Origin of the sequence: Phenylobacterium sp. (genome assembly GCF_030693805.1) — a bacterium.
GTDB lineage: Bacteria > Pseudomonadota > Alphaproteobacteria > Caulobacterales > Caulobacteraceae > Phenylobacterium.
Genome location: NZ_JAUXZW010000225.1, coordinates 1 through 6,473, shown reverse-complemented (window position 1 = coordinate 6,473; position 6,473 = coordinate 1). Strand labels below are relative to the sequence as shown.

Annotated in this window: 8 protein-coding genes; 2 read left to right on the top strand and 6 right to left on the bottom strand. The window is 70.1% G+C overall.

What is annotated here, in order from left to right; translation table 11 throughout:
* The 6 genes from Q8M88_RS08695 to Q8M88_RS08670 all read right to left on the bottom strand — a co-directional run.
* Positions 1-1,022: Clp protease N-terminal domain-containing protein (locus Q8M88_RS08695; RefSeq protein WP_305596421.1), on the bottom strand; the 1,022-nt coding region annotated here is incomplete at its 3' end.
* Between the two features lie 107 nt (positions 1,023-1,129).
* On the bottom strand, positions 1,130-2,224 hold the full coding sequence (locus tag Q8M88_RS08690) for a hypothetical protein (RefSeq protein ID WP_305596419.1): 1,095 nt from the start codon (positions 2,222-2,224) through the stop codon (positions 1,130-1,132).
* A gap of 77 nt (positions 2,225-2,301) precedes the next feature.
* Positions 2,302-2,730 (bottom strand): DUF1178 family protein, encoded by a 429-nt coding sequence (locus Q8M88_RS08685; protein ID WP_305596417.1) that lies wholly within the window; start codon positions 2,728-2,730, stop codon positions 2,302-2,304.
* Positions 2,727-3,545 carry a carbon-nitrogen hydrolase family protein gene (locus Q8M88_RS08680; protein WP_305596415.1) on the bottom strand — a complete coding sequence of 273 codons (819 nt, stop codon included), beginning with the start codon at positions 3,543-3,545 and terminating at the stop codon, positions 2,727-2,729. Before Q8M88_RS08680 ends, Q8M88_RS08685 begins: the two co-directional genes overlap by 4 nt.
* A 9-nt stretch (positions 3,546-3,554) precedes the next feature.
* Positions 3,555-3,818, bottom strand: a complete 264-nt coding sequence (gene grxC / locus Q8M88_RS08675; RefSeq protein WP_305596413.1) for a glutaredoxin 3 — start codon at positions 3,816-3,818, stop codon at positions 3,555-3,557.
* A 33-nt stretch (positions 3,819-3,851) separates the two neighbouring features.
* A complete protein-coding gene (locus Q8M88_RS08670) occupies positions 3,852-4,637 on the bottom strand; it encodes a ComF family protein (RefSeq protein WP_305596411.1) in 786 nt (261 codons plus the stop codon).
* On the opposite strand from Q8M88_RS08670, the gene Q8M88_RS08665 reads away from it, so the two are divergent.
* A complete protein-coding gene (locus tag Q8M88_RS08665; protein ID WP_305596409.1) occupies positions 4,636-5,568 on the top strand; it encodes a methyltransferase domain-containing protein in 933 nt (310 codons plus the stop codon). The genes Q8M88_RS08670 and Q8M88_RS08665 overlap by 2 nt on opposite strands.
* A gap of 35 nt (positions 5,569-5,603) precedes the next feature.
* Positions 5,604-6,473 (top strand): sterol desaturase family protein (locus tag Q8M88_RS08660; protein ID WP_305596407.1); only part of this gene is annotated, 870 nt, incomplete at its 3' end.

The window sequence follows — 6,473 nt, the reverse complement described above, 5'->3', positions numbered from 1 at the left end:
GGCTCGCCGACGAACACCGGCTGGAAGCGCCGCGCCAACGCCGCGTCCTTCTCCACGTGCTTGCGGTACTCGTCGAGCGTGGTCGCGCCCACGCAATGCAGCTCGCCGCGGGCCAGGGCGGGCTTGAGCAGGTTGGAGGCGTCCATCGCGCCTTCGCTCTTCCCGGCGCCGACCAGGGTGTGCATCTCGTCGATGAACAGGATGATCGAGCCTTCGGCCGCAGTCACCTCGCCCAGCACCGCCTTCAGCCGTTCCTCGAACTCGCCGCGGTATTTCGCGCCGGCGATCAGCGAGCCCATGTCCAGCGACAGGAGCTTCTTGTCCTTCAGGCTCTCGGGCACGTCGCCATTGACGATACGCAGGGCGAGGCCTTCGACGATGGCGGTCTTGCCGACGCCCGGTTCGCCGATCAGCACGGGGTTGTTCTTGGTGCGGCGCGACAGCACCTGGATGGTGCGGCGGATCTCCTCATCGCGGCCGATCACCGGATCCAGCTTCTGGTCGCGGGCGGCCTGGGTCAGGTCGCGGGCGTAACGCTTCAGCGCGTCATAGCCTTCCTCGGCGGAGGCGCTGTCTGCGGTGCGGCCCTTGCGCACCCCCTTGGCGGCTTCCTCCAGGCCGGCGGCGTTGACGCCCGCGGCCTTCAGCGCGTCAGCAGCCTCGCCGCCCTCCTCGGCCAGCGCCACCAACAGGCGCTCGGTGGTGACGAAGGCGTCGCCCTGCTGCTTGGCGTCCGCCTCGGCCTTGGCGAACACTCTAGCGGCGTCTGGGGCCATGTAGAGCTGGCCGGAGCCGCCCTCGACCTTGGGCATCCGCGCGATGGAGGCCTCGCTCGCAGCGTCGGCCGCGTCGGGGCGGCCGCCGGCGCTCTGGATCAGCGCGCGCGCCAGGCCGTCCTTTTCCTCCAGCAACACCTTGAGCAGGTGCTGCGGGGCCAGTTGTTGATGTCGGCGGGCGAGCGCCAGGCTCTGGGCGGACTGGATCGCCTGCTTGGCGCGATCGGAATAGATGTCGATGTTCATGGGCATCCCCTCAAAGGCGGCGTGCCGCGAGGCCGCCTTGCATCAAGCACGGCCCGCGTCACCGGGGATGTAGTGTGGTAATTCCGTCACACAAGGTGGGCGCGACGTCAGAGCGGCGCGATCTCGTCCGACACCAGCAGACTGCGCGGGAGGATCGCCTTGAACGCCGCCATTTCTGCGGCGCGCGCCGAGGGGTAGCTGAACTCCAGGCGCACCAGGCCGCCTTCGCGGTTGTGATAGGCGGCGGAGATCTCGCGACCGTTCTCCTCGTAGGTGATCTCCATGTCGTTGTTGACCCGCGTGTAGTTGCGGTTGGAGACGCCCGGCCGTTCGACGCTGAGTTGCTCGACGAGGGCGTTGAACGCGGTGTCGCTGAGCGACGGGTCGACAGCGATCTCCAGCACCGAAGCGCCGTCGGCGCTCGCGAAGCGCTGGACCTGACCTTTGCGTTCCGAGCGCGGCAGCAGGGTCGCTGGATAGCCTGCGGTCCAGCCGCGGGCGGGATCCCCCAACGCTGTCCAGCCTGCGCGCGCCTTCGCCGCCTGGGCGCCGGCCCGTAACACCGCAAGGTCCTCCTTGAGGATCAGTCCGGTCGCCGGGCGGCCCTGGTCAGACTGCCAGTCGGCCAGCGCCTGGCGCTGCAGCCAGCTCACCGGGCCGTCTTCGGTGGAACCGAAGGCGGCCGGCGCGCCATTCCACATCAGCAGATCGGCGAGCTCGATCGCGCCCACGACGCCTGGCGCGGCCAATTCGCCAACGCCGGGGATCGGACCGGTCAGCGAAGTGAAGCGCAGCGCGGTCTCGCCCAGCGTCTTACCCTCGCCGTCGGTCAGCACCATACGCCCACCGCCGGGCGCGCCGGAGCCGGCGAGGTCGGCGCTGATCTCGATCTTGCCCTGGTCGAAGTTGGCGTAGAGCGCGCAGCGGATCTCCACGCAGGCCCCGCGGATCTCGTCGGCCCCGCGGATCGGGGCCAGCGCGGAGAACCAGCCCTCGACCTCGCTGCGGAATGCGCCCTCTCCAGGGAGCACCTGGGCGTCGATGACGAAGCGCGGCTGGACGCCCATGATCGGGGTCAGCGCTTCGCCGACCACGCGCAGGGTCCGGGGTGACGCGGATTCCGCCGCCGCGCCGCCGCTCTGGCCCGCCGCCAGGATCGCCGCCACGGAGGCGACGGAGAGCCAGTTCCTGATGATCGACATGAAGCCCGCTTTCCTAGTCCCCGCCTCGGAACATGAAGCAGGATGCGACGGCGCACAACGCGAGCCTGGACGCAGCGTCAGTTGATATCCGACTTCTTCGGCGGCGCAGGCGGCATCGCCGCCACCCGGACACCTTCCTCGGCAAGCTCGCGCACCTGCGCAGGACTGGCCTCGCCAAAGATGCCGCGATCCTCCGCGCGGCCCTGGTGGATGGCGCGCGCCTCGTCGACGAATCCGTCACCGAGGTAGTCGAAGTTTTCTTCCACATGGCGGCGCACTCGGCTCATGGCCTCCGCCATCATCGCCTGTGAAGGCTCGGCGGGCGCTGGATCGCGCTTCTTCGCGCCCGCCACGGCCGGCGCCATGATCTGCTTGCTGACCTCGCGCGCGCCACACATTGGGCACTCCACGAGCCCGCTGGCGACCTGTTCGTCATAAGCTTCGGACGATCCGAACCAGCCCTCGAAGCCGTGGCCATGAGCGCAGGCGAGCGCATAACGGATCATGGGCCGGTGAACGCGCGCGCGTTCTTCAGGGCGGGAATCGCGGCCCGCGCCTTATCCACCGCGTCCAGATCGAGATCGACCAGCAGGACGCCGGGCTCGTCGTGATCCAGCTTGCCGATCACCTCGCCCCAGGGCGCGATCGCCATGGTGCGTCCCCAAGTGCCGCGCCCGTCCTCGTGGCGGCCGCCCTGTGCGGGGGCCAGCACGAAGGCGCCGGTCTCGATGGCGCGTGCGCGCAACAGGATCTCCCAGTGCGCCTCGCCGGTGGGCCGCGTGAAGGCGGCAGGGACGGTCAACACTTGCGCGCCCGCCAAGGCCAGCGCCCGGTAGAGCGCCGGAAAACGGATGTCGTAGCAGACACTCAGTCCCAGCCGCGCGCCGGCGGCGTCCGCCGTCACCGCCTGAGCGCCAGGCTCATAAGTCTCCGATTCCCGCGCCCGCTCGCCGTTCGGCAGGTCGGCGTCGAACATGTGCAGCTTGTCGTAGGTGGCGGTGACCACGCCGTCCGGCGAGATCAGGGTGGAGCGGTTCGCCGCCTTGCCATCCTCGCGCCGGACCATGGCCGAGCCGATCAGCAGCCAGACTCCCAGCTCGGCGGCCGCTGTGCGCAGGCCCGCCACCGCGGGATCCTCCTCAAGCGAGACGAGCTGGGCCAACAGCGCCGAGCGCCGGCCCTGCAGCATGTTGGTGCCTTCGGGCGTGACGATCAGCTGCGCGCCGCCCGCCGCAGCCTCCCGTACCAGCGGCAGGACATGCTCAAGCGCCGCGGCCTGAGTGGCCGGCGAACGGGTCTGGATGAGGCCGACCTTCAGCATCGGGCCAAACTAGGCGTCGGCCTGGAGCAGGGCGTCGAGCTTCCCGTCGCGTTCCAGCGCCACCAGGTCGTCGCAGCCACCGACGTGATGATCGCCGATGAAGATCTGCGGGAAGGTCGCCCGACCGCCGGAGCGATCAACCATCTCGCGCTTCTTGTCCGGGTCAAACGCCGCCTCGATTTCGGTGAAGGTGACGCCCTTTTTCTCCAGCAGATCGATCGCGCGGGAGCAAAACGGGCAGAAGGGTTTCGTGTAGATGGTGACTTGGGTCATGCGCCTGCTAACGGATGAAGGTCCTGTGACGCTTCATATGGCGCCTGAATCTCTTTCGTGAACCCTTGCGATGACGGCCACGTCGACGCGGGCGGCTCCGGCGGCGAGCAAGGCGCGCGCACAGCCCTCCGCGGTGGCCCCGGTGGTCATCACGTCATCGACCAGCAGTATGTTGCGTCCCGCCACCTGTCGCGCCTTTGTGGGCGGTACGGCGAAGGCCGCGGCGACGTTGCGGCGGCGGCCCGATCCGGAGCGTCCGGCCTGGGTTTCGGTGGCGCGCCGACGGACCAAGGCGTCGGCCAGATAGGTCACGCCCCTCTGGCCCGCCAGCGACCGGGCGATCTCGGCGGCTTGGTTGCTGCGGCGACGCAGCAGCCGCATCGGATGCAGCGGCACGGGCGCAATGGCGTCTGCCTCTTCCAGCAGGTCGTGGGCGGCGCGCGACAGCCAGCGGGCGAACATCGGCGCCAGATCAAGACGGTCGGCGTGCTTCAATTTTAGGATCGGATCGCGCGACGTCTCATCGTACAGGCACGCCGCGCGGGCGCGGGAAAACGCCCTGGGCCTGGCCATGCAGGGCGCACACCGCACGCCTTCGCCCAGGTCGTATTCGAACGGCGCGCCGCAACCGTCGCACACCGGCCCGTCGAGGAAATGGATCCGCGTCCAGGTCTCCGCGGACAGGCCCGCCGCCATGGCGCGGCCCTCGCCGTCGAGCGCGCGCGGCGGCAGCATGAGGTCGAGCACGCTGCGGACCGCGCCCCTGACGCCGGGGCCGGGTTTCCATATGCCCGCTCCAAGGCCATCTTCCAGGCTCATGCCCGCTTCGCCCCATCTGTTCGACCGCGCCCTGCACGCCCGCCGCCTGGCCCGCGCGGCTCAAGGCTTCGCGCACGCCGATTTCCTGCACGCCCGCGCCGCCCGCGACATCGTCGAGCGGCTGGAGCCGATCATGCGCGACTTCCCGCTCACGGTCGAGCTTTCGGCCCGCACCGGCCAGTTCCGCGCGGCCCTGGCCGGCAGCGATGCGGTCGCCAGGGTCGGACTGCTTGTCGAGACGGATCTGGTCCTCGGGATGCTGGCGGGCCGCCCCGGGCCCCGGGTGGTGCTGGACGAGGAACGCCTGCCGTTCGCTGAAGGCGCGCTGGACCTCGTGGTCTCGACGCTGGGCCTGCACTGGGTGAACGACGTGGTCGGCGCGCTGATCCAGATCCGCCGCGCCCTGCGCCCTGACGGCCTGTTCATCGGCGCCTTCCTGGGTGGCCTGACCCTGACCGAGCTGCGCCAGTCGCTTGTCGCCGCCGAGGAGGAACTGACCGACGGATCGGGCCAGCGGGTCTCGCCGTTCGCCGACGCGCCGGACGCCGCAGGCCTGCTGCAGCGGGCGGGGTTCGCCCTGCCCGTCGCTGACGTCGATCGGATCAAGGTGCGCTACGCCCATCCGTTGAAGCTGCTCGCGGACCTGCGGGCCATGGGCCAGACCCACGCGCCGGCCGAGCGCCACCCGCACGCGCTCGACCGCCGAGTGCTGGGCCGCGCCCTGGAGATCTACGCCGAACGGTTCTCCGAAGCGGACGGCCGCGTGGTCGCCACGTTCGAGATCATCACCCTCACCGGCTGGGCGCCGCACGAGGCCCAGCAGAAGCCGCTGCAGCCGGGCTCGGCGAAGATGCGGTTGGCGGACGCCCTGGGCGTGGTGGAGGTCCCCCTGCCCCGCGACGACGACGAGCCGCCGTCTCCGCCACGTTAAGGGACCATCAGCCCTGCGTGGGCTAGGCATGGGCCATGTCGGAAGTGGTCGAACTGCTGCGCGGACTGGGCGGCCGCTGGCTGGAACTGGGCGTGCTCGCCGCGGCGTTCTGCGCGCTCGCCCTGGTCGTCAAGCGCGGCCGCGCGCTGGCCGACGCCCGCGCCGCCGGCCCGCAGACCCGCATCAATCTGGTGATCACAGTGATCGACCAGCTGGCGGTGACCCCCCTGGTGGTGCTGGCGATGACCGCCGTCACCACCGCGCTCACGACCGCAAACCTCGTCGCACCCACCGCCGGCCTGTGGGAGCGCCTGGGCTTCGGGGTGACCGGCATCATCGCCCTGGTGGTGGGCGACTTCCTCGGCTACTGGCGCCACCGCGTCCAGCACAGCCGCTTGTTATGGCCGGCGCACGCCATCCACCACAGCGACACCAACCTCACGTGGTTCAGCCTGGAGCGTATGCATCCGGTTGACCGGCTGGGGACGGCGGTCGATCCGATCCTGATGGCGCTGATGGGCTTTCCGGTGTGGGCGATCTCACTGACCGTCCTGGCGCGCCACTACTGGGGCTACTTCATCCACGCCGACGTGCCCTGGAGCCTGGGCAAGGCGGGACTGATTCTGAATTCACCGATCCTGCATCGCTGGCATCACGCCCGCGACGTGGATGGGTCGGGCTCCAACTTCGCCACCCTGTTCTCGATCTTCGACCGCGCGTTCGGCACGCTGCACGATCCCGGGCCCTGCACCGCGCCGCTTGGCGTACGCGAGCCCATGGGTCGCGGCGCGCTCGGCCAGTACCTTCACCCGTTCCGCGTCTGGGGCGCGGCGATCGCTCAGATCAGGTCGCGCAGCCAGGCAACCAGGGGCGCGTCGGCCGGCGGCATCGGCTTGCCGGAAGCG

Coding starts and splice junctions, on each gene's coding strand:
- Q8M88_RS08665 (WP_305596409.1), top strand. CDS start 4,636: ATGCCCGCTTCGCCCCATCTGTTCGACCGCGCCCTGCACGCCCGCCGC.
- Q8M88_RS08685 (WP_305596417.1), bottom strand. CDS start 2,730: ATGATCCGTTATGCGCTCGCCTGCGCTCATGGCCACGGCTTCGAGGGC.
- Q8M88_RS08670 (WP_305596411.1), bottom strand. CDS start 4,637: ATGAGCCTGGAAGATGGCCTTGGAGCGGGCATATGGAAACCCGGCCCC.
- Q8M88_RS08690 (WP_305596419.1), bottom strand. CDS start 2,224: ATGTCGATCATCAGGAACTGGCTCTCCGTCGCCTCCGTGGCGGCGATC.
- grxC (WP_305596413.1), bottom strand. CDS start 3,818: ATGACCCAAGTCACCATCTACACGAAACCCTTCTGCCCGTTTTGCTCC.
- Q8M88_RS08680 (WP_305596415.1), bottom strand. CDS start 3,545: ATGCTGAAGGTCGGCCTCATCCAGACCCGTTCGCCGGCCACTCAGGCC.